Source organism: Arthrobacter sp. TmtSoilC77 (assembly GCF_059739415.1).
This window is the reverse complement of record NZ_AP046050.1, coordinates 1931234-1956854: the sequence shown is the minus strand read 5'-3', so window position 1 is coordinate 1956854 and position 25621 is coordinate 1931234. Positions and strand designations below refer to the sequence as shown.

General features: G+C 62.4%; 21 protein-coding genes. 11 read left to right on the top strand and 10 right to left on the bottom strand.

The window, feature by feature from the left end; translation table 11 throughout:
- Positions 1–218: 218 nt before the first annotated feature.
- The 5 genes from AC6I99_RS08995 (at position 219) to AC6I99_RS08975 (ending at position 6458) form a co-directional block, all read left to right on the top strand.
- Positions 219–1742 (top strand): leucyl aminopeptidase, encoded by a 1524-nt coding sequence (locus AC6I99_RS08995; RefSeq protein WP_497945375.1) that lies wholly within the window; start codon positions 219–221, stop codon positions 1740–1742.
- A gap of 299 nt (positions 1743–2041) precedes the next feature.
- The gene (gene lpdA / locus AC6I99_RS08990; protein ID WP_224089588.1) at positions 2042–3424 is read left to right on the top strand and encodes a dihydrolipoyl dehydrogenase; all 1383 of its coding nucleotides are present in this window, start codon (positions 2042–2044) and stop codon (positions 3422–3424) included.
- A 114-nt stretch (positions 3425–3538) separates the two neighbouring features.
- A complete protein-coding gene (sucB, locus tag AC6I99_RS08985; protein WP_497945376.1) occupies positions 3539–5311 on the top strand; it encodes a 2-oxoglutarate dehydrogenase, E2 component, dihydrolipoamide succinyltransferase in 1773 nt (590 codons plus the stop codon).
- A gap of 177 nt (positions 5312–5488) precedes the next feature.
- Positions 5489–5842, top strand: a complete 354-nt coding sequence (locus AC6I99_RS08980) for a hypothetical protein (RefSeq protein WP_224089587.1) — start codon at positions 5489–5491, stop codon at positions 5840–5842.
- Positions 5843–6029: 187 nt separating this feature from the next.
- A complete protein-coding gene (locus AC6I99_RS08975) occupies positions 6030–6458 on the top strand; it encodes an OsmC family protein (protein ID WP_497945377.1) in 429 nt (142 codons plus the stop codon).
- A 131-nt stretch (positions 6459–6589) separates the two neighbouring features.
- Here the strand turns inward: AC6I99_RS08975 and AC6I99_RS08970 are convergent, their stop codons facing one another.
- Complete coding sequence (locus tag AC6I99_RS08970) at positions 6590–10099, bottom strand: S41 family peptidase (RefSeq protein WP_497945379.1); 3510 nt, start codon at positions 10097–10099, stop codon at positions 6590–6592.
- Positions 10100–10196: 97 nt separating this feature from the next.
- On the opposite strand from AC6I99_RS08970, the gene AC6I99_RS08965 reads away from it, so the two are divergent.
- Positions 10197–11096: a TIGR01777 family oxidoreductase gene (locus tag AC6I99_RS08965; protein ID WP_497945380.1), complete on the top strand. Its 900-nt coding sequence runs from the start codon at positions 10197–10199 to the stop codon at positions 11094–11096.
- A gap of 57 nt (positions 11097–11153) precedes the next feature.
- On the opposite strand, the gene AC6I99_RS08960 is transcribed toward AC6I99_RS08965, so the two are convergent.
- Entirely contained in the window at positions 11154–12839 is a 1686-nt protein-coding gene (locus tag AC6I99_RS08960; protein WP_497945381.1) for a serine/threonine-protein kinase, read from the bottom strand.
- A gap of 148 nt (positions 12840–12987) precedes the next feature.
- Here AC6I99_RS08960 and lipB point away from each other — a divergent pair, with 148 nt between their 5' ends.
- The 3 genes from lipB to AC6I99_RS08945 all read left to right on the top strand — a co-directional run bounded on the left by lipB (position 12988) and on the right by AC6I99_RS08945 (position 15535).
- On the top strand, positions 12988–13656 hold the full coding sequence (gene lipB / locus AC6I99_RS08955) for a lipoyl(octanoyl) transferase LipB (protein ID WP_224089582.1): 669 nt from the start codon (positions 12988–12990) through the stop codon (positions 13654–13656).
- On the top strand, positions 13653–14660 hold the full coding sequence (gene lipA, locus AC6I99_RS08950) for a lipoyl synthase (RefSeq protein ID WP_223936751.1): 1008 nt from the start codon (positions 13653–13655) through the stop codon (positions 14658–14660). The genes lipB and lipA overlap by 4 nt, the downstream gene beginning before the upstream one ends.
- Positions 14661–14773: 113 nt before the next feature.
- Positions 14774–15535: a DUF4191 domain-containing protein gene (locus AC6I99_RS08945; RefSeq protein WP_224089580.1), complete on the top strand. Its 762-nt coding sequence runs from the start codon at positions 14774–14776 to the stop codon at positions 15533–15535.
- Between the two features lie 120 nt (positions 15536–15655).
- On the opposite strand, the gene AC6I99_RS08940 is transcribed toward AC6I99_RS08945, so the two are convergent.
- Positions 15656–16093, bottom strand: a complete 438-nt coding sequence (locus AC6I99_RS08940; protein ID WP_224089578.1) for an RDD family protein — start codon at positions 16091–16093, stop codon at positions 15656–15658.
- 325 nt (positions 16094–16418) lie between these two features.
- On the opposite strand from AC6I99_RS08940, the gene glnA reads away from it, so the two are divergent.
- Positions 16419–17843 carry a type I glutamate--ammonia ligase gene (glnA, locus tag AC6I99_RS08935; RefSeq protein ID WP_216923010.1) on the top strand — a complete coding sequence of 475 codons (1425 nt, stop codon included), beginning with the start codon at positions 16419–16421 and terminating at the stop codon, positions 17841–17843.
- Positions 17844–17999: 156 nt separating this feature from the next.
- Here glnA and AC6I99_RS08930 read toward each other — a convergent pair whose 3' ends face one another.
- From AC6I99_RS08930 to AC6I99_RS08905, 6 genes are all read right to left on the bottom strand, one after another.
- Positions 18000–18353, bottom strand: a complete 354-nt coding sequence (locus AC6I99_RS08930; protein WP_224089577.1) for a hypothetical protein — start codon at positions 18351–18353, stop codon at positions 18000–18002.
- Positions 18354–18651: 298 nt separating this feature from the next.
- Positions 18652–18921 carry a hypothetical protein gene (locus AC6I99_RS08925; protein WP_497945383.1) on the bottom strand — a complete coding sequence of 90 codons (270 nt, stop codon included), beginning with the start codon at positions 18919–18921 and terminating at the stop codon, positions 18652–18654.
- Positions 18922–19000: 79 nt separating this feature from the next.
- Positions 19001–19216 (bottom strand): AsnC family protein, encoded by a 216-nt coding sequence (locus AC6I99_RS08920; protein WP_216923798.1) that lies wholly within the window; start codon positions 19214–19216, stop codon positions 19001–19003.
- A 62-nt stretch (positions 19217–19278) separates the two neighbouring features.
- The gene (locus AC6I99_RS08915) at positions 19279–19851 is read right to left on the bottom strand and encodes a GNAT family N-acetyltransferase (protein ID WP_497945384.1); all 573 of its coding nucleotides are present in this window, start codon (positions 19849–19851) and stop codon (positions 19279–19281) included.
- Positions 19852–19859: 8 nt separating this feature from the next.
- Positions 19860–22871 carry a bifunctional [glutamine synthetase] adenylyltransferase/[glutamine synthetase]-adenylyl-L-tyrosine phosphorylase gene (locus AC6I99_RS08910; protein WP_497960789.1) on the bottom strand — a complete coding sequence of 1004 codons (3012 nt, stop codon included), beginning with the start codon at positions 22869–22871 and terminating at the stop codon, positions 19860–19862.
- Positions 22872–22880: 9 nt separating this feature from the next.
- Positions 22881–24221 (bottom strand): glutamine synthetase family protein, encoded by a 1341-nt coding sequence (locus tag AC6I99_RS08905; RefSeq protein WP_224089573.1) that lies wholly within the window; start codon positions 24219–24221, stop codon positions 22881–22883.
- A 188-nt stretch (positions 24222–24409) separates the two neighbouring features.
- Between AC6I99_RS08905 and panB the strand changes: the two genes are divergently transcribed.
- Complete coding sequence (gene panB, locus AC6I99_RS08900) at positions 24410–25315, top strand: 3-methyl-2-oxobutanoate hydroxymethyltransferase (protein ID WP_224089572.1); 906 nt, start codon at positions 24410–24412, stop codon at positions 25313–25315.
- 34 nt (positions 25316–25349) lie between these two features.
- Here panB and AC6I99_RS08895 read toward each other — a convergent pair whose 3' ends face one another.
- On the bottom strand, positions 25350–25514 hold the full coding sequence (locus tag AC6I99_RS08895) for an SPOR domain-containing protein (protein WP_216922998.1): 165 nt from the start codon (positions 25512–25514) through the stop codon (positions 25350–25352).
- Positions 25515–25621 lie beyond the last annotated feature (107 nt).

Below are 25621 nucleotides of genomic sequence, written 5' to 3'. Positions count from 1 at the left end.
TCCAGTAGGCATTCCTGCCCTTGGTGTGCCGCAGCTCTCATTTAATTGCTGTCAGCAGCCTGCGAGAGACTACGATCGAAACGGGCCGACGTCCTTTGCGACGCTGGACCTGAAGACCAAGGCCGCCGTCGGTACAGGACGTCGGGCGCGTACCGGGGCAGGCCCGCCAAACATGCGGCCCCGCCATGCAATGCAGAGAGAAGTGAGGAAACATCCTCGTGGTCAAGACTACTGACATCATCCTCGGCGTCATCGCCAAGGACCTGAAAAAGTCACCCAGCGACGCACTTGTGATCGGAGTTGCCCAGGGCTCGGACGGGCCAGTGCTGCTGGAGAACCCGCTGAGTGCCAAGGCCGCCGAATCCGTGCAGGGATCACTGAAACTCCTTGGAGTTTCGGGTGCCCCCGACCAATCGCACCGCCTTCCGGGTCTGCCGGAAACGGGCTCGGGGATCCTGGTCCTGGCAGGTGTGGGCAAATTGTCCGAGGACGGCACTATCCCGGAAGAAGCGCTGCGCCGGGCGGCAGGGTCCGCGGTCAGGCAACTTGCCGGAGTCCCCTCAGCTACCTTGGCGTTCCCGACGGCGTCCGTCACGGACGTCGCAGCAGTCGCCGAAGGTGCCGCCATGGGCGCCTATTCCTACACCGAACACCGTTCCAGCAAGGACGGGCTCAAGGACCCGGTTGCCAAGGTTCTGATCTTCACCGGCGTTGACGCCAAAACTGCCCAACCTGCACTTGACCGGGCATCAGTACTGGGCAGGGCCGTCAACGCAACGCGTACGCTCGTGAACCAGCCGCCCAGCCATCTGTACCCCGAGTCGTTCGCCGAATCTGCCAAGGAACTCGCAAAGGGTCTTCCCGTAAAGGTGACCGTCTGGGACGAAAAGCGCCTGGAAAAGGAAGGCTTCGGCGGCATCCTCGGCGTTGGAAAGGGTTCAACCCGCCAGCCACGCCTGGTCAAGGTCGAATACGCTCCGGCGAAGGCCACCCGGAAGATCGCGCTCGTTGGCAAGGGCATTACCTTCGACACCGGCGGTATCTCCATCAAGCCCGCCCTCGGCATGGGTGACATGAAGAGCGATATGGCCGGCGCCGCCGTCGTTCTTAATACGGTCCTTGCGATCGCCTCGCTCGGCCTGCCCATCAAGGCGACCGCGTGGCTCTGCATTGCGGAGAACATGCCCTCCGGCGCCGCCCAGCGGCCCGCCGATGTCCTCACCGTTTATGGCGGAAAGACAGTCGAAGTCCTGAACACCGATGCCGAGGGCCGCTTGGTCATGGCCGATGGCCTGGTGGCCGCGAGCCTGGAAATGCCGGACGCAATCATCGACGTCGCAACACTCACAGGTGCCCAGCTCATCGCGCTCGGATTGCGCACGGCAGGAGTGATGGGTTCCGATTCCGTGACATCAGCGTTGAAGTCCGCCGCTGACAGGGCAGGCGAGCTTGTCTGGCCGATGCCGCTGCCCGAGGAACTGCGCCCCAGCCTGGACTCCCAGGTCGCGGACCTTGCCAACATCGGCGAACGTAACGGCGGAATGATGACGGCCGCCGTCTTCCTGCGTGAATTCGTGGGTAAGAACGGCGACGGCCAGCAGATCCCCTGGGCCCACGTCGATATTGCCGGCCCATCGTTCAACAACGGCAGCCCCTACGGGTACACCCCGAAACAAGGAACCGGATGCACAGTCCGTACCTTGGTGGCCTACGCAGAGGATCTGTTGGCAGCCTCCGCGTAAGCAACCCACTCCACTGCGGTTAAGACGGACAGTGCGGGTAGGGCGGATGGGTCCGCGCTACCCGCACAACCCCGGAATTATGCGGTGTGTAGCGCTGTGTCACAAGTGAACGTGAGTCTGGACACAAGCGCTCCACAAACGCCCGTGGAGGGTGGAGCATGGGTAGGTGGTTCGCTAAGGTGAACTCGATAGTCACAAATGCAAGAGAACTTAGGTGCTGGCATAATCACGGCAGAACAAGTTCCAAAGACCCGATGACACGCAGTCCCGTGTCATCATTCACGCGAGGGAGCGTTTTAGTGGCCGATCAGGCAACTGCGCAAGAATTCGACATCCTGGTACTCGGTGGCGGCAGCGGCGGCTACGCCACGGCTTTGCGGGCCGTACAGCTTGGGTTCACCGTTGGCCTTGTGGAAAAGGCAAAACTCGGCGGAACCTGCCTGCACAACGGCTGTATCCCCACCAAGGCACTCCTGCACTCGGCTGAACTGGCCGATCACGCACGCGATTCCGCCAAGTATGGCGTGAACGTCACGCTCGACGGCATCGACATGTCGGCCGTGAACGCGTACAAGGACGGCATTATTGCCGGCAAGTTCAAGGGCCTCCAGGGACTCATCAAGTCCAAGGGCATCACCGTCATCGAGGGTGAAGGCAAGCTCCAGGGCAACAACACCATCGTCGTGAACGGCACCGCGTACACGGGCAAGAACATTGTCCTGGCAACCGGTTCGTACTCACGCTCCCTCCCGGGCCTGGAAATCGGCGGCAGGGTCATTACGTCTGACCAGGCCCTCACCATGGACTACATCCCCAAGAGTGCGATCGTCCTGGGCGGCGGAGTAATCGGCGTCGAATTCGCTTCCGTTTGGAAGTCCTTCGGCGTGGACGTCACCATCATCGAAGGCCTGCCGTCCCTGGTTCCCAACGAGGACGCCTCGATCGTCAAGAACCTCGAACGCGCCTTCAAGAAGCGCGGCATCAAGTTCACCACCGGCATCTTCTTCCAGGGCGTGGAACAGAACGACGACGGCGTCAAGGTCACCCTTGTGGACGGCCAGACGTTCGAAGCCGAACTCCTGCTCGTTGCAGTCGGCCGTGGTCCCGTCACCGCGAACCTTGGTTACGAAGAAGCAGGTCTGACCATCGACCGCGGCTTTGTCATTACCAACGAGCGCCTCCACACAGGCGTAGGCAACATCTATGCAGTCGGCGACATCGTACCCGGCGTCCAGCTCGCACACCGCGGCTACCAGCAGGGCATCTTCGTTGCCGAGGAAATCGCCGGCCTGAACCCCGCGATCGTCGAAGACATCAACATCCCCAAGGTCACCTACTGCGAGCCTGAAATCGCAACAGTCGGCTACACCGAAAAGGGCGCCAAGGAAAAGTTCGGCGACGACCAAGTGGAGACGCAGGAATACAACCTGGCCGGCAACGGCAAGAGCTCCATCCTCGGTACCGGTGGCATCGTCAAGCTCGTCCGCCAGAAGGATGGCCCCGTCGTCGGCATCCACATGATCGGTTCCCGCATGGGTGAGCAGATCGGTGAAGCCCAACTCATCGTGAACTGGGAAGCCTACCCGGAGGACGTGGCCCAGCTGGTTCACGCCCACCCCACCCAGAACGAAAGCCTGGGCGAAGCCCACCTCGCCCTCGCGGGCAAGCCGCTCCACGGCTAAGTCTTTACCCAAGACAAACGGATAGGGTGCATGCGGCGGAATCTGCCGCATGCACCCTGCCCGGACCAGCAGAATTCATCCGCACAAAAGATCAATAAGGAGAACGGGGACGACATGTCTGAATCCGTTAACTTGCCCGCCCTCGGTGAGAGTGTCACCGAAGGAACCGTCACCCGCTGGCTCAAGCAGGTTGGTGACCGGGTAGAGATCGACGAGCCGTTGCTCGAGGTTTCCACCGACAAAGTAGACACCGAAATCCCTTCTCCGATCGCAGGCGTCATCGAAGAAATCCTCGTCGCTGAAGACGAGACTGCAGAGGTTGGTGCCCCACTGGTACGCATCGGCGACGGCTCCGGCTCCGCCGAACCGGCTGCTGAGGAAGCACCCGCCGCTCAGGAAGCACCCGCTGCTGCCGAGCAGGCTGCCCCCGCCGAAGAGGCTCCGGCTGCGCCGGCTGCTGAGGAGGCCCCTGCTGAGGAAGCCACTGCTGAAGCTCCTGCCGCCTCCGGTGGCGAAGGCCACGAAGTAACCCTCCCTGCCCTGGGCGAGAGCGTTACCGAAGGCACCGTCACGCGCTGGCTCAAGGCTGTTGGCGACACCGTGGAGGTCGATGAGCCGCTTCTTGAGGTTTCCACTGACAAGGTCGATACCGAGATTCCTTCCCCGGTTGCAGGCACCCTGCAGGAGATCCGCGTCAACGAAGACGAAACCGCCGAAGTGGGATCGGTTCTGGCAGTTATCGGTTCCGGCGCGGCAGCCCCCGCTGCGGCTCCGGCTCCCGCCGCTCCTGCCGCTGAAGCTCCGGCCGCACCCGCCGCACCGGCACCTGCCGCCGCACCGGCACCTGCCGCTGCACCCGCTCCGGCTGCTGCCCCGGCACCAGCTGCCGCACCCGCTCCCGCCGCCGCACCGGCACCTGCTGCTGCACCGGCAGAAGCAGGCTCGTCCTCCGAGTCCGGTTACGTCACTCCCCTGGTGCGCAAGCTGGCAAACCAGCAGGGCGTGGACATCGCGTCCGTGTCCGGCACCGGCGTCGGTGGCCGCATCCGCAAGCAGGATGTTCTGGCCGCTGCCGAAGCCAAGCAGGCCGCCGCAGCAGCGCCGGCCGCGGCTCCTGCTGCAGCTCCTGCCGCCAAGTCTGCTGCACCCGTTGTTGCTTCCTCACTGCGAGGCACCACCGAAAAGGCGCCGCGTATCCGTCAGGTCATCGCACGCCGCATGCGCGAGTCGCTGGAAGTCTCCACCCAGCTGACCCAGGTGCACGAGGTCGACATGACCAAGATCGCCAAGCTCCGCCTCAAGGCCAAGAACTCGTTCCAGGCCCAGAACGGCGTGAAGCTGACGTTCCTGCCGTTCATCGCCAAGGCTGTGGCTGAAGCACTGAAGCAGCACCCCAAGCTGAACGCTGCCTACGACGAGTCCAAGCAGGAAATCACCTACCACAACGCCGAACACCTGGCCATTGCGGTAGACACCGACAAGGGCCTGCTGGTTCCGGTCATCTCCGACGCCGGCAACCTCAACCTCGCAGGCCTCGCCGGTAAGATCGCCGACGTCGCAGGACGCACCCGCGACGGCAAGATCGGCCCGGATGAGCTGTCCGGTGGTACGTTCAGCATCACCAACATCGGTTCTGTTGGCGCACTGTTCGACACCCCGATCATCAACCAGCCGCAGGTAGGCATCCTGGGTACGGGCGCAATCGTCAAGCGCGCAGTAGTGGTGGCCGATGAAAACGGCGACGACTCGATTGCCATCCGCTCCATGATGTACCTATCCCTCACCTACGACCACCGCCTGGTGGACGGCGCGGACGCCGGCCGTTTCCTCCAGACACTCAAGGCCCGCCTTGAGGAAGGTGCTTTCGAAGCAGATCTTGGCCTCTAGGCCAAAGCGTTAGCAGGCGCCCTCCGTACGGAGGGCGCCCCATCAACCAAACGGGGCAGGCTCCGGGGAAACCCGGCGGCCTGCCCCGCTTCGTTGTCCGTTGTGTCAGTCGCGCTGTTTGCCCACCTAAGCGTGGCTTTGCTACGGGACGTAGAACCAACTGGATAAGCTGGGGCCATGAGTATTCTCTTCAGCATCCTGGTGTTCCTGCACATCGTCGGCGCAGCCATGATTGTGGGCTACTGGATTGCCACCATCAAGACACCTACCGTCCACCCCCGCCAGCGGGATGGCGCATTCCTTCAGCTGCTCACAGGCATTGCCATGATGGGCCTCCTGCCACTGATGCCGGATGCGGATCCCAACTACTTCAAGCTCGGCATCAAGTTCGCCATCGGCGTGGCTGTTGCTGTTCTTGCCGTGATCGGCTCCCGCAAGGTCAAGAACGGCGAACCCGTCTCCACCGGCTTGGCTCACGGTGTTGGCGGACTGGCCCTGGTGAACATCGCCATCGCAACACTCTGGAACTGAACCTACGCAGAAGCAGCCTGCCCGCCTTTGTCGGGCGGGTAGGCTGCTTTCTTCAAGGCAAGCCAGGGGTCACAATCCACTCTCAGCGGAATGACAGTGCAGCGCAGCCGGCAAATCCATAGGATTGATCCCGGTGGCACCCGGCGATGGCTGGTTGCCGACGCACAAACGACCCCAAGGAGTGGACATGGCAGCAACACGCACCGCACACACGGTTTGGAACGGCAACCTGATCGAGGGTGCTGGAAACACGACGCTGGATAGCTCAGGCCTGGGCACGTTCGATGTCACCTGGAAGGCACGTACCGAGCAGTCCGGCGGCAAGACCAGCCCGGAAGAACTGATCGCTGCAGCGCACTCCGCGTGCTTCTCCATGGCCTTCAGCAACGAGCTCGCACAGGCGGGCTTTACCCCTGAGGAAATCCAGACCAAGGCCGACGTGACCTTCGTTCCCGGCACCGGTATCACCGGCAGCCACCTGACGATGACCGCCAGGATCCCCGGCATTTCCGAAGAGGAATTCCGCCGTATCTCCGAAGCGGCAAAGACCGGTTGCCCTGTTTCCGGTGCGCTGGCCAGCATCGACATCACGCTGGACGCAACGCTCGAAGCATAGCCTCGGGCTTCGCTTCACAGCACAAAAACCTCATTACAAGCAAAGGCCCCGCGACCTCCCTTCAGGGAAGGCTGCGAGGCCTTTGCTGTTGCCGGCTTAGTGCAAAGCCAACCGGATCTAGCAGCGCGCTGCTAGCCCTCCTGCGGACGGGCGGGCAACGGCGCGGGCCGCACCTGACGATAGCCTTCACGCAGCGGCGGGCGGTCAGTAGGCAGCTCCTGGATCATCTCCTTAAGGGCACCAATGCCATACTCGAGTTGCGGATCGCTGCCTGCGGCATAGGCGTGCGGCGGGAAGACCACCTCGATGTCCGGCTCCACACCGCGGTTTTCAACATCCCAGCCGATCCCACCGCCAAACCACGTAGCGTAGCGGGGCTGCGTCACCCCGGTGCCGTCGGCCAGCGCAAAACGGTTGTCAATGCCCACCACGCCACCCCATGTCCGTACCCCAATGACGGGACCGATGCCCCTCAGTTTGGACACTTGGGTGATGATGTCGCCATCTGATCCGGCAAATTCGTCTGCCAGGATAATCACTGGACCCCGCGGAGCATGGTGGGGATAAGTCCGTGGCTTCTCGCCACGCGGCATACTCCACCCAGTGACCTTCCGGCCAATGAGCTCAGCCACGAGTTGCGAGGTGTGGCCCCCACGGTTACGCCGTACGTCTACGATCAACCCGTCCAAGGCCGTTTCGGTGTCGAGGTCACGATGCAACTGTGCCCAACCATTGGCCATCATGTCCGGGATGTGCAGGTAGCCGAACTTGTCGCCGGATGCCTCACGCACCGTGCGCCGGTTGGCCCGGACCCAGTCCTGGTAGCGCAACCGCTCCTCGTCCGGGATGGGGACAACGGCAACGCGGCGCTGGGCACCCGCAGCTCCGCCATGTCCTGGCCCATTCAAGAGTGTCAATTCAACAGTTCGCCCTGCTGCACCCACCAATTGCATGGCAGGCGTCAGCGCCGCGGAAAGCTCGACGCCGTCAATCGCCAGGAGGACGTCGCCCACCTTCGCATCCGCGCCGGGACGCGTCAAGGGCGAGGTTGCTAGGGGATCGGAAGACTCTCCAGCCAGGATCCGGGTTATCTCCCAGCCTTTGCTGCCGAGCTGCAACTCAGCGCCCAGCCTGCCTTGACCATTGCGGCCAGGTTCAGTCACAGCGGCGGGCCGCACATAAGCATGCGAAGTTCCCAGTTCGCCGTGGATCTCCCACAACAGGTCCACGAGGTCGTCGTGGGACCCCAGGCGGTCCACGATCGGACGGTAGCGTTTGTAGACGGAATCCCAATCCTGCCCAGCCATGTCCGGCGCCCAGAAGAAGTCCCGCTGCAGGCGCCATGCTTCATCAAAGGCCTGGCCCCAGGCAGCCACGGGATCCAGGATCACGCGGATCCTGTTCAGGTCCACTTTGACCAGTTCCCCGGATTCCTCGTCCACCTTGCTGTCTGAGGGAACTGACATGATTTGCTTATCAAGGACGTAGACAACCCTCTTGTGATCACCCGACAAGCGGTAGCTGTCCACAGCAGGGACGAGGGTGGTCTCCTTGCGCTTGGCAAGGTCAAAACGCACCAGCGACGGGGCTGTCTTCTTGTCCTGCAGAGTGCCCTTTCCTTCACCGGTGACACCGGATAGCTCAGTATCAAGCCATAGCAGCGCTCCGTCGGCGGCAGCGAGTCCGGAGTAGTTTCCCTGTGGCACTGGAACCGTAATGACCCGGTGTGCAAGGCCTTCCGCGTCGACCCGCACAACTGGCGCGTCGTCGTCGTCGTGCTTTGCTGTTGTAGCCTGCGCGTCCTCAAGGGTGTCCACGGACGGCCCGAAAGGAGACGGTGTATCAGCGGCCAGAGCCAGCAGGTACGGCTTGATCGGGCTCGGGAAGGAAAGGTCGAACGAATGGCCGTCATAGACGGGGTCGAAGCTCCTGTTGGACAGGAACGCAAGGAACTTCCCGTCGGGGGTGAACCGGGGTGATTCATCGCAGAAGCGCCCGTCGGTGGCATCGATGATTCCGGCGTCGGATGCCGAGGGCCTTGCCAGGCGAAGTTTGCTGCGGGAACCGAAGGACGTCACAGGCTCAGACCAGGCAAGCCACTGCGAATCAGCGGACCACGAGAATTGATCGACGCTTCCTTCGCCAATACTGACCAAACGAGTCAATGCCCCGGAAGCGGTGTCGGCTACGAAAACGTCGCCGAAAGCCGTGCCGATGGCCAGCCAACGGCCATCGGGGCTGGCCTCCAGTGCGCTCGTCCTTGTAGGTGCGGGGAAGTCCAGCCGGAGATCGCCCGCTTGATCATCTCCGCCCGGTGCGCCAACTACGGCCGTTCCCCCCACAGTGTCGGGTGAGGGATCTGCGTGGGCGGCTTCGTCGGAGGGTCCGGCCGCCTTGCCCGTTTCAACGGATTGGGTGGCTGGCTGGTTTGCGGGGGAACTTGCCCCCACGACGTTGGATGCAGAGACCGGCTTGGGGAGTCCGTCGGCTTCACCGGAAACAACAGCGGGTTCGGTGGCCTTCGGCACCTGAACAACTCCGGACAAGCGTGCGGCGATGCGCTTGACATACAGAGCCTCCACTCCCCCATGGTCGGCCACATAGGCGATCCGGCCATCCGTCAAAGGACGCGGAAGGCGGGCCCGGACTCCCGGCGTCGCTTCGACCACCCGCGATGGCCCGTCCTTATGCCGGAGCCAGTGGATAGTGCCGTGTGACTCCACGGCGCTGGCTGTTCCTGCAACGTTCGGAAATACATCGCCCAAATGCGCGGATGCTTTCAGCGGGGCGGGACGCCGCGCCGGTGATGCGGAGCCGAGCGTGATCTCCAGCTTCACCGCTTCAGCATCGGCATCAAGCGAGGGCAGAATCCAGAGTTCACCGGCGGATTCGAAGATTATCCGCTGTCCGTCCGTGCTGGCATGACGAACATAGAAATCCTCATGGTCCGTGTGGCGGCGCAGTCCTGACCCGTCAGGAAGAACGGAGTAGAGGTTTCCGTAGCCTTCGTGGTCTGAAAGGAAGGCGATGCGCCCCTGGATCCACAACGGGTCCGTCAGGTTGCCCTCAATGTCGGGAATCAAGCGCTCGAACTCACCGTTGCCATCTGAGTCGATCCACAACTTGCCGCCAGTGCCACCCCGGTAACGCTTCCACCAAGCCGGCTCCCGGGAAAGGACGCTCGCCAGGACGACGGGCTTCTCATCACCGATTTCGGGTCCAAAGGCAACGCCCTCCACCGGTCCGAAGGGAAGTTCGACGGCGGCACCTCCCTCCAGAGGGAGGCTATAGGCGTACGTGTGCCGGCTCTCGGACTGCTGGAACGCGCTGGTCACCAGGACGTTCCCCGCAGGAGTGAAACCCTTGACCCGGGTTGTGGCGTGTCCAAAGTAGCTCAGCTGCTTGTACCCGCCACCGTCGACGTCCGCGGTGACAACCTCCGGTGAGGTACCAACAACAGCAGTCCACACCAGCCGCTTGCCATCAGGAGTGAAGCGGGGGTTCCTTGCCGGCATTTGCTGGGACGAGACACGCCAGGCGCGGCCACCTGAGACGGGGGCGATCCAGATGTCGTCTTCGGCCACGAACGTGACCAATTCGCCATGCACATGCGGGAAACGGAGGTAGCTGGAGGAGGTCATTGTTCGATCATAGTCAAGAGGCGCCGTGGCAAGAGGCACCCGCCCCGCGCTTCGCACGCCGTTTCTGCCTCATGCTTGGGTCGTGATGAGATGAGTCATGCGAATCGTAATGTCCGGAGCCTCAGGGATGATCGGGACCGCAGTGTCCGAGCATCTGAAAAGTACAGGCGACGACGTCATCCGGCTGGTGCGCCGGCCTGCAAAGACTGAGGACGAAAGGACATGGGATCCAGCCACGGGAGACTTGGACGAGGCCGTCCTGGAAGGCGCGGATGCTGTGATCAACTTGTCCGGCGCCGGAATAGGGGACCGACCCTGGACCAGGCACCGGATTGCTGTCATTCGTGACTCGCGCCTTCAGGCCACCCGGACACTGACGGCGGCCATGCGTCGCCTTGGCCAGCCGGAGTTGTCCTTCGTCAGCCAGTCAGCGTCCGGCTACTACGGCGCCTCCCGGCAAGGCCTGCTCCGTGAGGACTCGGGTCCAGGTCAAGGAGTGCTGGGCGCGCTATGTGTCGAATGGGAGCAAACCGCCAGAACCGCTCCCTCCAGCGTGAGGGTAGTGACACCCCGGACCGGAGTGGTGTTGAGCACTTCCGGCGGCGCGCTAGGACCGATGCTTCCGCTGCTCAGGCTTGGGCTTGGTGGACCCTTCGGAAATGGGCGACAATTCTGGCCGTGGATCACCCTTGCCGACGAAGCCGCTGCACTGGCCTTCCTCCTCAAGTCCGATCTGGAAGGTGCGGTTAATGTGTGCGCCCCGGAAAGCGCAGACGTCAACACCATCGTCGGGCGGCTTGCGAAAGCCTTCCACCGCCCGGCCTTCGTGCGCGTCCCCCGGCCCGCCCTCCGGCTTGTCCTTGGCCGGCTTGCTGACGAACTCGTCCTGGCGAACCAAAGAATGGAGCCGGCAAAGCTTGCCGCCGCTGGTTTTCACTGGAAACACCCCGGGCTCGATGAAGCCATGGAGTGGCTGACGGGTAAGCCTTCCAGCTGAACCGTTCCGAACCCAGGACGGCAACCCCCACGTCAAAGAACCTCCCTGGCAATGCCGCTAACCAGGACCGAGGATCTCCGAGATGCTCCACTGCCCAGCCAATCTGACAAGGACCAGGCGTAACTGCTGGGGCTCCCCGGCGGGCCGGGACTTCACCAGGCGATCCGACCGGTCGCGCTCCTCGTAGCCGGAGGTCGTGGCGGTCAGGGCAACGACGGCGCGATCAACCTCGTGTGGGCCCAGCACCGATACATTGCTCAAGCTGGTGGTGAGTCCGGCAAAGTGGATACCGTCAGCCCTTAGCTGCTCCCCCAACGTCTCATCTGCCGCTTGGGCAGGTGAGCCTGCTGCGTTAACGCTTGCGAGCAATTCAAGACGATCCAGTCCCAGCGCCATGTCGCGCACGGCCGATAACGCGTGCACGGCGATTGTCGGATCCTCGGAGCGGAGCGCATCCAAACGCGCTGCCGGAATGGGCTGGTTGGTTTGGTTGGTTTGGGCAGATTGCGTGGCCTGGGTCGTTGTCCCTGGATTTACCAAGGACGTCGAACCCGACGCGGGCTCCTGGATCCCCAGCCAGAAGGCCCACCCCACCGCACCAACCGACACCACGCCAGCCACCAGCAAGCCGACCCGGATAGTTAAACGTAGCCCTCGCTGCGGTTGCCTTCTCCGCTGCGGTTGCCCTTTTCGCTTTCGGCGTTCAGGGCGCGGTGTTATTGCTGTCCGCCCGGGCCAAAGCCGCGACACAGCGTCCGTCTGTGGAATCCTGCCCAGGGGACTTCTACTTAGTGGATTCCTGCTCAGTGGATTCCTCCGCTGGGGTCGGCCCCCGGCCTGCCGCCGCGTGAGCAGCTCCGGAATCACGGAGGAATGGACGGAACCAGCCAGGTCCACGGGCTGCGCCGCAGCGCTGCGATATATAGCTGTTCCCAGTTCCCGGGCGGTGGGACGCGCCCGGGGATCGGGGTCCAGTCCCGCTTCAAGGGCAGCGGCGAGCCCTTTGGGGACCTCGGGAACCAAGAGAGGCAGTGGTGGGCGGTGCTTGGCGATTTCCGGCGCCCTGCCGGTCAAGCAATACCACCCAAGTGCCGCCAGCGAATACACATCCCGTTCCGGCTGCAAGGCTTCTCTGGCACCATTACCAGGGGCGCCCCGGGCGCTGACAGACGTATCAACGAAGCCGTCCGTGCCGACGTCGAGGCTTTGATTCTCCTCACCCACGACGCCGGCCACGCCAAGGTCTGCCACAAGGGGCTTCCCTTGTGCCGTAAACAGCACGTTGCCCGGGGAAATATCCCCGTGGGCCGTTCCCTGGGCATGCAGGTAAGCCAGGACCTGGGCAACAGGGGTCAGAATCGTCACGACTTCTCCGACCTCAAGCTTGCGCCGGCCGCCCACCAGATTCGCAAGGGAACCTCCTGCGGCAAAGTCCATGACGAGGCCAACGCTGCCCGTACCCACGCCGGGCAGCTTCACGACGTCGTGAAGGCGGATAAGGTGCTCATGCTGGAGCCCGGACAGGATCCGGCCCTCACGGAAGCCATGTTCGGAATCTGGTCCCGTCGAACCACCGGAACCCTTGCCGGGACCGCCAGTGACGCATTTGATGGCGAATCGGGCGCCGTCCTTGTCCCTGCTGGCAAGCCAGACTGTCGAAGAGCAACCGCTGCCCAGTGGGCGTAATGGCGTGTATCCCGGTATGTGCGGGATCAAGGGGGCGGGAGCAGCCGTAGTTTCCATATCCAAGGTCTACCGGATGATCCGATTTCCCGCAGAAGTTATCCACAGGCAGGTCCAGGTTGCGGGGCAAGGGCTACGCCGACGGATGCGACTGAGAGGTTCACCACAAAATCATGGTGAGTGACTTGCTGGGTCTAAGCTTGAACCCATGACTCTTGAGTTTTCACAACTGGGTCTTGCCCCGGATTTCGTTGATTACGTGCAGGGCTGGGACCTACAGCGCGAGATCCACAACAAAGTTGTTGCCGGCGAGAAAAACAGCACCGTCCTGCTCCTTGAGCACTCCGCCGTCTACACGGCGGGCAAGCTCACTGAAGACCATGAACGCCCCTTTGACGGCACCCCCGTGGTCCCCGTGGATCGTGGCGGCAAGTTAACGTGGCACGGGCCGGGTCAACTTATCGCCTATCCGATCCTCAAACTCAAGAACCGCGCGGGAATCCGGGACTATGTCGAGCGGCTCGAAGCCACCATGATCGCCGTCATGACGGACTACGGAATCCCGGCAGTCACCGTGAAGGGCCGGGCGGGCGTATGGATCCTCGCGGATGACAAGGGCCCGGACCGCAAGATTGCCGCGATCGGCATCCGCGTCCTTGACGGCGTCACCATGCATGGTGTCGCCATCAACTGCAGCAACGACCTCGCGCCGTATGCGCAGATTATCGCGTGCGGAATCACCGACGCCAGCGTCACCACCATGTCGCTGGAGACTGGCCGGACCATCAACCCGGCAGACATCGTTGACCGCTTCGTGGAAGAGTTCCGCAAGCATGAAGAAGCACTCGTTTCCACCCCAGAAGGAGCACTCCAGTGACCCTGGCACCTGAAGGCCGTAAGTTGCTGCGCGTTGAGCAGCGCAACTCGGCTGTCCCGGTTGAACGCAAGCCCGAGTGGATCAAGGCCAAGGTCCAGATGGGGCCCGAGTTCGTCGGTCTGAAGAACCTGGTGAAGAAGGAAGGCCTGCACACCGTGTGTGAGGAGGCCGGCTGCCCGAACATTTTCGAGTGTTGGGAAGACAAGGAAGCGACGTTCCTGATCGGCGGGTCCGAATGCACCCGCCGCTGTGATTTCTGCCAGATCGATACCGGCAAACCCTCCCCGGTGGATATGTTCGAACCCACCAAGGTGGCCCGGTCCGTGCAGGCCATGCAGCTGCGCTACGCCACGGTCACCGGGGTGGCCCGTGACGACCTCGCCGATGAAGGCGTGTGGCTGTACGCCGAAACGGTCCGCAAGATCCACGAACTGAACCCGGGCACCGGGGTGGAGCTGCTCATCCCGGACTTCTCCGGCAAACCCGAACACATCAAGGCAATCTGCGATTCCAAGCCCGAGGTGTTCGCGCACAACGTCGAAACCGTGCCCCGGATCTTCAAGCGGATCCGCCCGGCGTTCCGGTACGAACGCTCCTTGGATGTCATCACCCAGGGCCGGGACCTTGGCATGGTGACCAAGTCCAACCTGATCCTGGGCATGGGCGAAACCCGCGAGGAAATCTCCGAAGCGCTGCGGGACCTGCACGCGGCCGGGTGTGACCTGATCACGATCACCCAGTACCTGCGCCCGTCCGAACGTCACCTGCCCGTGGACCGCTGGGTCAAACCGCAGGAGTTCGTGGACCTCCAGCACGAGGCCGAGGAAATCGGGTTCCTCGGTGTCATGTCCGGGCCGCTGGTCCGCTCCTCCTACCGGGCCGGGCGTTTGTGGGCCACCGCGATGCGCAAGAAGGGTTGGGAAATCCCCGCCGCCCTGGCCCACATCGAGTCCTCCGGCACCACCCGCCAGGAAGCGTCCACCATCCTCGCCGCCCACGCCTAAGCCCGGGTCGGCAAACACTTCACCAGCAACACCATGAAGCAGTATCGAAGGGCCGGATGCCAGGCGTAATGGCGTCCGGTCCTTCGGCGTCCATCACGTAGAATTAAGGCACTATGGCGAATTCCTCTGATTCCAGCAAATCGACCCCCTCGGCCGACGCCCCCAAGCGTGGGCTGTTCCAGCGCAAGCCCAAGGAAGCCAAGGCCAAGAAGCCGAGCCAGCTGAAGCAGATCGCTGAAGTCTTCAAGATGACGCGGCGCAATGATCCCCAGGTCGTGTGGATCATGCTGCTGGCATTCCTGGCGGTAGTTGCCGTGGCCTTCCTCATCGGCTACCTCCTGGAAAACTGGGTTACCGGTCTCATCATCGGTATTCCGTTGGGTCTCCTGGCCGCCGTTTTCATCCTCTCCCGTCGCGCAGAGAAGGCTGCCTTCGCGCAGATCGAGAACCAGCCCGGTGCGTCCGGAGCGGCCTTGGGTACTCTACGTCGCGGCTGGGTCACCCAGGACCAGCCTGTCGCGGTTAACCCCCGCACTCAGGACGCCGTATTCATGGCAATTGGTCGTCCCGGCGTCGTTTTGGTTACCGAAGGACCCACGCATCGCGTCAAGCCGTTGGTGGAAGCGGAGCGCAAGCGCCTCACGCGCATCCTGCCCAACGTCACCATCCACGTGCTGGAATCCGGTCGCGGCGAGGGCCAGGTGCCTCTGAACAAACTCGCCAAGACCATGGGCAAGATGAAGAACGAACTCACCAAGGTTGAGGTCAACGCTGTGTCCAAGCGCATCAACTCCCTTGGTACCCGCCTGCCGATCCCCAAGGGTATCGATCCCTACAAGGCCCGCCCGGACCGCAAGGCTGCACGCGGACGCTGATTGTCCGTAGGCGCTTGTTTGCCCCTACGAAAACCGCCCCTGTCTCAAAGGAGACTGGGGCGGTTTTTATTGGTGCGCGCTTGCTCTGGAGTTGGTTCCAACCGGTGAGGACTGAAGATCCTACATCCGAATGAGGATGGTGTTCATGGCTTTATCGTGAAGTCCACGCTGGTCCGGATCAAAGATGACTGCCGGGATAACCAGGCATAGGAGCAAGGTGCGCACAACAGCGGCCAGGGGGCCTGCGGGACCTCCCCCTAAGCGGACCACATGAATGCCCGCTATCCTGTGGCCGATGCTGTAGCCGAGGGTGCCGATCAGGAGAATCTGCTCAGCCGCAAAAACTGCGAGCGTTGCCCACTGGTTGCCCCCAAATGCGAAGTTGCTAATGACGAGTGCAATCGTCCAGTCGATCACGATGCCCAGAATGCGTCGCCCGGCACGTGCCATGGAGCCTGGTCCGGATTCAGGAAGTCCGAGTCTCTCGCCCGGATATTTGGAGATGCCGGACGTGTCCGGCCCGCTCAACCAGGAGCCTATGTCTTTTCGATCAACCACTCTCCAAGCCTAACGGCTGGCGGACCGACAGTCCGACGACGACGGCCGCCTTTCGTGCCCGCCTGTGCGCCTGTATGGCGCCAAAGTGTTCGCCCACTGGACCCGCATGGACCTGACACCGGAAAGCCGACTACCGTTTACACAACAGATCATTCTGTAACCTGCCCGAAACAATACTGACACTCCCGGGAAATCCCATCTCCCTATGGTGGTATGAGTTGCCAGCCACCGCGGCAAGGGGAATTTTTTGTGTCTCCGGGCCTCCGGCATGGGCTGGCTCACGCGGCCTTCCGGGCCTGTTACTTGATATGCATAAGGAGCATAGATGTTCAAGACTGCGGACGAAGTCCTCAAGTTCATCAAAGACGAAGACGTCAAATTCGTCGATATCCGCTTCACCGACCTTCCGGGCGTCCAGCAGCACTTCAACGTGCCGGCGAAGAGCGTAGACCTCGACTTCTTCGTGAACGGTCAGCTCTTCGACGGATCTTCCATCCGCGGCTTCCAGGGCATCGCTGAGTCCGACATGCAGCTCATCCCGGATGTGACCTCGGCTTTCATCGACACATTCCGCATTGAGAAGACGCTTGCGCTGAACTTCTCCATCGTGAACCCCCGCACTGGCGACCCCTACCACCGCGACCCCCGTGGCGTAGCGGAGAAGGCTGAAGCGTACCTGGCCTCCACCGGTATCGCAGACACGGCATTCTTTGCTCCCGAGGCCGAGTTCTTCGTCTTCGACAACATCCAGTACCAGTCCTCCCCGCAGGGCAGCTTCTACAAGATCGACTCCGAAGAAGCCCACTGGAACACCGGCCGCAAGGAAGAAGGCGGAAACCTCGGCTACAAGACCCCCGTCAAGGGCGGTTACTTCCCGGTTTCCCCCACCGACAAGCAGGCTGACCTCCGCGACGCCATGTGCGTTGAACTGGACAAGGCCGGCCTCGAGGTCGAGCGCTCCCACCACGAAGTTGGCTCCGCCGGCCAGGCAGAGATCAACTACAAGTTCACCACGCTGACTGCAGCTGCTGACGACCTCCAGAAGTTCAAGTACGTCATCAAGAACACTGCAGACGCATGGGGCAAGTCCGTAACCTTCATGCCGAAGCCCGTCTTCGGTGACAACGGCTCGGGCATGCACTGCCACCAGTCGCTGTGGAGCAACGGCGACCCGCTGTTCTACGACGAAAAGGGCTACGCTGGCCTCTCCGACACCGCCCGCTGGTACATCGGCGGCCTGCTGAAGCACTCCTCGGCAGTGCTCGCATTCACCAACCCGACGGTCAACTCGTACCGCCGCCTGGTCAAGGGCTTCGAAGCTCCGGTCAACATGGTCTACTCGCAGGGCAACCGCTCTGCTGGTATCCGTATCCCCATCACTGGCTCCAACCCGAAGGCCAAGCGCATCGAATTCCGCGCTCCGGACCCTTCGTCCAACCCGTACCTGGCCTTCGCTGCCCAGCTGATGGCCGGCATTGACGGCATCCGCAACCGCATCGAGCCCCCGGCTCCCATCGACAAGGACCTCTACGAGCTCCCGGCCGAGGAAGCCAAGGACATCCCCAAGGCTCCGGGTTCCCTGGAAGAAGCCCTCGAGGCCCTGCGCGAGGACAACGAGTTCCTGCAGGCCGGCGGTGTCTTCACCCAGGACCTGATCGATACTTGGATCGAATACAAGTACGAGAATGAGATTCGCCCGCTGTCGCTGCGCCCGAACCCGTACGAGTTCGAGCTCTACTACGGCGTCTAGCAACACCGGCGGCTAAACCACGTTTAGTCCGCACGGAACCCATCGAGGTTCCCGGTTAAGAAAGGCCGGCAACAGGTTTGTACCTGTTGCCGGCCTTCTTTTTGCTCCCGCTGCAGCCCGAGTCGGCAAGATCCCCAGGCTCTGGCGAACTGGGCCCTATTCGGATTCCTTCCCCTGATCACGGTCCCGGATGTTTTTCCCGAACTCGTCCAGCTTCTCCCTGACAGCCTTCGCGGCATCCGCAAGACCCTTTTCCGCAGTGCTCAGGGGATCGAGCTGAAGGTAGACGTGCTGATCGATCGGGAGGTCGTACTCGTCCTTCAGATGCGTGCCGCCGGAAACGCCATCGAGCGACAAATATACGAGCGCCTCAGTTCTTGCGATGCCAGCGATCGTCCCGAAGACAACCGTGAAATCGTTGGGCTGAAAGCTAATGGATTGACCCACGTGGCGGCGATCCAACTCTCCGGCGGGAATAGCCTTCTCAAACGAACTTCCGTTGTATTCCATGTACTTCTCCTAAGCATCGAGAGTAGTTACGGAACCGAGTCTATAAGGCTCTTCAACGGATGAACCAGCATCTCGCCTTTGGTCTTCAGTGCGTGGTTTTCGGGACTTCCCCAGGTTGCTGCGGGGCTGCGCAGTCCGTACAAAAGACCCGATCAGTTTCCTCACCGCAGCACTGACAGCGGTGAATCAATGCCGCTTGTTCAATCACATAGGTTGTCATAGCAGATATGGTGCCTACCGGCCGCAGTTCCGCGCACGAGTAGTGTGTACTCGTTTTTTACCCTTCCGGCACAGCAAACTACTTGGTTTCGAGGCCCAGCACCTCCGGCGCGGCGACCTCTCCGACGACAGAGCCAGAAGCAGGGGCGCCAGCAGACATGAGTGAAAGGCCCTGCGCTCCCCCGTCATCCTGCCACCATTCGGCGTCAGCAAAAGTGGCGAAACAGCGCCGGCACGCATAGACGTCGCCACTGCCGTGCCGGGAAGCCCAGTGCGGCCCCGCCTGTTCACACCGGAAGCACGTCGCATCTGAGAAGGGCGCCCCCTCCGAATCCCGCTTGACTGTCACGCGAGAATCCTAAAGGACATCGTGCCCGAACGAACAGACCCCAAGGGATGCTCCCCAACGCTGGTCGCCGGAACTGGTCCTACTGCTTCCCGTACTTCTTATGTACCGCCTGCTTGGTGACTCCGAGGCAAAGTGCGATCGCCTCCCACGACAAACCGGCCTGTCTGGCTGCACGTACAAGGGAAGCCTCGGCCCTGCCAACTTCCTTGTGAAGTTCAGCGACGGCGTATAGCGCCTCCGCGGGCCCCATGCCGTCCATCGATCCAACAAGTGTTTTCATTCTGTCCACCTCCATGGCGTCAACCATAGTTGACGCCATGGTTGCCGTCAACCTACGTTGACGGCAACCCGAGAGACCTAAGCGCCCTCGAAGGCCCTGTACATAATGCGCTGCGGACCGGAGTTCCCGCCCAGGTAGCGGCCAGTGTCCACAAAACCAGCCTTTGCATAAGCCGCAATGGCCGCAGGGTTGCGCTCGTTGACGGAAAGCACGGCGCCGGCCTGGCCGCCGCCCTGCCTGGCCGTCAGTTTGCGGGCTTCCCCCACTGCAGCCCTTGCCGCCAGAGCCCCGAGGCCCTGGCCTTGGGATTTCGAGTCGATGAGGAAACCCCTGAGAAGCCACGCGGAATCGTCATCCCGCCATCCAGCCAGGCGCGCCGCTCCACTTTGGAGTGTCAGGACTCCCACACCCACCCCGTTGGCCTCGATCACATAGGGAGAGCGGGATTCCTCTTCAAGACTGATCAGCATCATGCGAAGCGGGTCGCCGACGAAGTCCGTTTGATTCGCCGCCACGGCCATTTCGGCCACCGCCCCCAAGTGGATGGCGCGCGCGTCATCGTCCAGCATCTTGAGCGGTATAAGCCAAACGCTCGCCAACGCGCGACCATCACGAGGGACGAGATTCAGCTCCGGGTCATCATCGGGCATTCCAGTCCTCAATTGCCGTAGAACTCTTTTTCGAAGACAGCCCGGGCGCGGCGGCTCAGGCGCAAGTAGTCCTCCTCGAACTGACCTGCGGCTCCGGGCGCATAGCCACACCAACGTGCCACAGCTTCAAGGTCCCTCCGCGACGATGGAAGTACATCCGAGGCCCGGCCTGTCACGATGACGTTCGCCGACCGGATGCGGCTGGCGAGCTTCCACGCCTCCCGCAGGAGCCCGGCGTCGTCCTTGCCAAGAAGGCCAAGGTTCTCGGCCGCGGCAAGTGCCTCCAAGGTAGACGTAGTGCGCAACGCAGGCTGCTTGCCCGCATGCTGCAACTGGATGAGCTGGACAAGCCATTCGACATCGCTCAATCCACCGCGGCCAAGCTTCACGTGGCGGGCCGAATCAGCCCCACGAGGCAGCCGCTCCGATTCCACGCGGGCCTTGATGCGCCGGATTTCCCTGACATCCTGTTCGGAGAGCTCAGCCGGGTAGCGGATGGGATCAACAAGCCGAAGGAAGTCCACAGCCAAATCGTCTGAACCGGCCATGGGACGCGCCCGCAGCAGCGCCTGCGCTTCCCATATCAATGACCACCGGCGGTAGTACTCGGCATAGGACTCCAAGGACCGGACCATGGCGCCGTTCTTGCCTTCGGGCCGCAGGTCCGCATCCACCATCAACACCCGCTCGGCCATGATTGCGGGCTTGAGCGGCTGGGTAAGAAGGCTGGAGACCTTGGCGACGATCGCCGTCGCCTGCTCCTGCGCTTCCTCGTCACTGAATCCAGGCCGGGCGCGGTGAACGTACATGACGTCAGCGTCAGAGCCGTAGCCAATTTCGCGGCCACCCTGCCGGCCCATCGCTACCACCAGAACCTCGGTTTTCAGAGGCTCGGACTGGGTAGCTATGGCTTCTGCCACATGCAGGGCTCCGAGCACGGCCGCCCGGTCTGTTTCGGCCAACGCCAGTCCCACTGCGTCCTGGTCAAGCAAACCCGCACTATCGGCAATCGCGGTCCGCAGAATCTCCCGCCGACGGATCAACCGGATCAGGCGCATGGCACTCTCCGGATCCGGATGCCGGGACAATTTGGACTGGATTTCCTGCCATTGTGCCTCAAAGGAGATGGGAGCCAGGTCCTTGTCGCTGCCAAGCCACGCCACGGACTCCGGTGAAACTTCCAGGAGGTCCGAAATGAGCCGGGAATTGGCAAGTACCTGGCAGAGGCGTTCGGCTGCCGCCTGGGAATCACGAAGCATCCCCAGATACCAGTGCGTGGTGCCCAACGCTTCGCTGACCCTTCGGAATGCAAGCAGCCCGGCGTCGGGGTCCACGCCTTCGGCAAGCCAGCCAAGAAGAATGGGCAACAGTTGCCGCTGCAGTGCCGCACGTCGGCTGACACCGGCAGTCAGCGCCTCAATGTGACGCATTGCGCCCTTGGGATCGAGGTAACCGAGGGCTGCAAGACGGCCCTGTGCTGCTTCCGGGCTCAGTTTAGCGTCTTCGCTGCTGAGTTTAGCGGCGGTATTGAGCAGCGGCCGGTAGAAAATACGCTCGTGCAGTTCCCGAACAGACCGCTTGGTCTTCTGCCAGGTCGCCATCAGCTGGTCAGGATGGGGGCGTTCGAGCGAGAAGGGCCCCAGGACGGCCTTTGCCAACACCCGCTGGGCATCTTCCGCCGTTGGCATGAGGTGCGTCCGGCGCAACTGGAACAATTGAATCCTGTGCTCCAGAAGCCGGAGATAGCGGTACGCGTTATCGAAACCGGCGGCGTCGGCACGTCCGATGTAGCCGCCGGCGGACAATGCCGCGATGGCCGAAGTGGTGTCGCGGCAGCGAAGAGACTCGTCCGATTTGCCATGAACCAGCTGCAACAACTGCACGGTGAATTCGACGTCGCGCAGTCCGCCGCGGCCAAGTTTGATCTGCCGCTGTTCCTCGGCGGCCGGAATGTAGTCCGTGACCCGGCGCCTCATGGCCTGGACGGACTCGACGAAGCCATCACGGCCGGCGGAAGCCCACACGAGCGGCTCAACGGCCTTTTCATAGCGCTGGCCCAGTTCCCTGTCGCCGGCAATCGTGCGGGCCTTCAGCAACGCCTGGAATTCCCAGCTCTCAGCCCATCGGGCGTAGTAGCTCAGATGCGAAGGGAGGGTCCGCACCAACGGCCCGGATTTTCCTTCAGGGCGGAGGTTCGGGTCCACTTCCCACAAACCCGGCTCGGGTGCGGAGGAGGAAATCGCCCGCGAGATGCCCGATGCCACGGCGGTCCCGATAGTCGCGGCGCGGGCGTCGTCAAGCTCCTCTGCCTCGATGACGTAAATGACATCGACGTCGGAAATGTAGTTCAGCTCGCGGGCGCCACATTTGCCCATCCCAATGACAGCGAGTCCGACGTCGGCGACCTCCGAGGCATCGAACTGGGCCGCCGCCTCGGCCCGGGAAACGGCAAGGGCGGCTTCAATGGCCGCACCAGCGAGGTCTGCAAGCTCTGCACCCACGGCGGGCATGAAGTCTTGCGGCGACGCAGCGCAGAGGTCCTTGATGGCAAGCTCCGTGAGGCCGCGGCGGTACGCCGTCCGCAAGGCCGCGTACGCCGGAAGCCCCGTCAACCCAGCCACCGGGCGCTGCGCACCTGGCTCGGCCTTGACCGAACGAAGCAGCAGGGACCTGAGTTCTTCGCTTGATGCCGGGAGTGGCTCCGGGCTTACCCGGGCGTCGAAAACGTCCAGGTGCTCCGGCCTGCGCATGAGGAACTCACCCAGCGCCTCCGATGCCCCCAACAGCCGGTACAGGGATTCGCTCGTGTCGGGGTCGGCGCCCGCCAACTTCTTGAGGCCGGGGTTCTTCTCAATCAGCCGGACGAGTGACTGCAACGCTGTATCCGGGCTCGCCGCCAAGGAGAGCCCGGCGAACAGGGCATTCTGTTCGATGCCTTCCAGCTCGGGGGCAGCAAGAAAGCGCTCGCCCTTTTCCAGGTCGCTGAATCCGGCTGAGATGAGCCGACGTGCAAGGCTCATTGGCCCTGCCTACAGAATGCCGAGGTTGCGCTGCAGCTCGTACGGCGTGACCTGGAGGCGGTAGTCCTGCCATTCCGCGCGCTTGTTGCGCAGGAAGTGTTCGAAGACCTGCTCACCCAGGATCTGGGCCACCAGCTCCGATTCCTCCATGGCACGGATGGCATCGTGGAGGCTGGCCGGCAGCGGAGCGTGGCCCATGGCTTTGCGCTCCGCGGTGGTCAGCGACCAAACGTCATCTTCGGCAGCTGCCGGAAGTTCGTAGCCTTCCTCGATACCCTTCAAACCGGCTCCCAGAAGGACGGCGTAGGCCAGGTACGGGTTGGTTGCGGAGTCGATGCCGCGGTACTCGATGCGCGCCGACTGGCCCTTGCCGGGCTTGTACAACGGCACGCGCACCAACGCGGAGCGGTTGTTGTGGCCCCAGCTCAGATAGCTCGGTGCCTCGCCGCCGCCCCAGAGCCGCTTATAGGAGTTCACGAACTGATTCGTAACCGCGGTGAATTCGGGTGCGTGCTTGAGGATACCGGCAATGAACTGTCGGGCAGTCTTGGACAGCTGGAACTCCGCACCGGCTTCAAAGAATGCGTTGGTGTCCCCTTCGAAGAGCGAGAAGTGTGTGTGCATTCCAGAACCGGGGTGGTCCGTAAACGGCTTGGGCATGAACGTTGCGTAGGTACCCTGCTGCAGGGCCACTTCCTTGATGACCGTGCGGAAGGTCATGATGTTGTCCGCAGTCTGCAGGGCATCCGCATACCGCAGGTCAATTTCGTTCTGTCCCGGCCCGCCCTCATGGTGGCTGAACTCCACCGAGATACCCACGGATTCCAGCATGGTCACGGCGGTACGCCGGAAGTCCTGCGCAACACCACCCGGGACGTGGTCGAAGTAGCCGCCTTCGTCAACAGGGACCGGCGCACCGTTGGGGCCAAGCTCCTTTGACTTGAGCAGGTAGAACTCGATTTCAGGGTGCGTGTAGCAGGTGAAACCCATATCCGCGGCCTTGGCAAGGGTCCGCTTGAGGACGTTCCTGGGGTCTGCTGCCGAGGGTTCCCCGTCCGGCGTCAGGACGTCGCAGAACATCCTGGACGTTTGTTCGGTCTCACCGCGCCAAGGCAGGATCTGGAAGGTTGAGGGGTCAGGCTGTGCCAGCATGTCGGATTCAAAAACCCGTGCAAGGCCTTCGATCGCTGAACCATCGAATCCCAGGCCCTCTTCGAAGGCACCTTCAACTTCTGCCGGCGCAAGAGCCACAGACTTCAGTGAACCCACGACGTCGGTGAACCACAAGCGTACGAAGCGCACGTCACGCTCTTCGATCGTCCGCAGAACGAACTCTTGCTGGCGGTCCATAGGGCCTCTTTTCCGGTTCGGTGTCCATGCCGCAGTTCCCATCATTGAAGCCACGGCAGCTCAGACTTCACTCTACTAAGCATTCGGTGCGAATGCCGCCGCAGTAGCTGCGCGTAACACAGCGTTTACAAACAGTGACCCTTGACACTCTGCTGGCAGGCGTCGCCGGCACGGCTTAGGCTCTATCCATGGCCCCAAGCAACCTTCCTGAGTCCACCACGCCCGCCGAAGTCCCCGCGCCCTATGGCAACGGTCCAGCGGCGGCAGTCCAGGCACCGTCAACGGGCGCCAAGAAACAGGTCAGCAGGGTGCGCATCCATCACCTTCAGCAGGCCAAGGACAACGGCGAACACTTCGCTATGCTCACCGCCTACGAGCAATACACCGCTGAGATCTTCGACCAAGCAGGGATCGAAGTCCTCCTGGTGGGTGACTCCGCCTCAAACAACGTCTTCGGCAACGAGACCAGCCTTCCCGTCACTGTGGACGAGCTGCTGCCCCTGTGCCGGGCGGTAAGCCGTTCAGCCAAGCGCGCCCTGGTCCTGGCTGACCTGCCGTTTGGCAGCTACGAGGTTTCAACCGAGCAGGCAGTCGCCACCGGCGTGCGTTTCCTCAAGGAAGGATTGGCCCACGCGGTCAAAATTGAAGGCTCTGCCTACTATGCGGAGACTGTGAAGGCCATGGTCCAGGCAGGCATTCCTGTCATGGCCCACATTGGATTCACTCCTCAAAGTGAACACTCCCTGGGTGGCTACCGGGTCCAAGGCAGGGGCGATGACGCCCAACGGCTGATCGAGGACGCAGTGGCGTTGCAGGACGCAGGCGCCTTCAGCGTCCTCATGGAAATGGTGCCCGCGGATACTGCTGCTGCCGTCGATGCAGCGTTGCGCGTACCGACGGTAGGCATCGGAGCCGGCAAGAGCACCACCGGCCAAGTGCTGGTCTGGCAGGACATGGCCGGACTGCGAGGGGGCAAGATGGCGAAGTTCGTCAAGCAGTATGCAGACCTTCGCACGACGCTCACGGATGCCGCCGCAGCCTTTGGAGAGGACGTCAGGTCCGGAGGATTCCCCGGACCTGAGCATTCCTTCTAAGGTGTTCCGGGCCTTCTAAGGTGACCCGGGCGCCCTAGTCATCGTCCTGGGCGTCCCAGGCATCGTTGCGTTGCTTGACCTTTTCCAGCGCGTGCTCGGCTTCTTCCCTGGTCTTGTAAGGACCAATCAGCTGTGTCCAATCGGACATGGCGTCCTCTTCGATCTCATGCGTCTTGACGTTGTACCAGTACTCCGTCACGTCTCCTCCTCGTCCCGTTTGCCCTCAAGCGCGTAACGTTGGCGGAGTCACGTGGGCCCAGCCGCGCTTTGTTACTTGCGTCTCTTGTGTGCCTTATATGATCAATC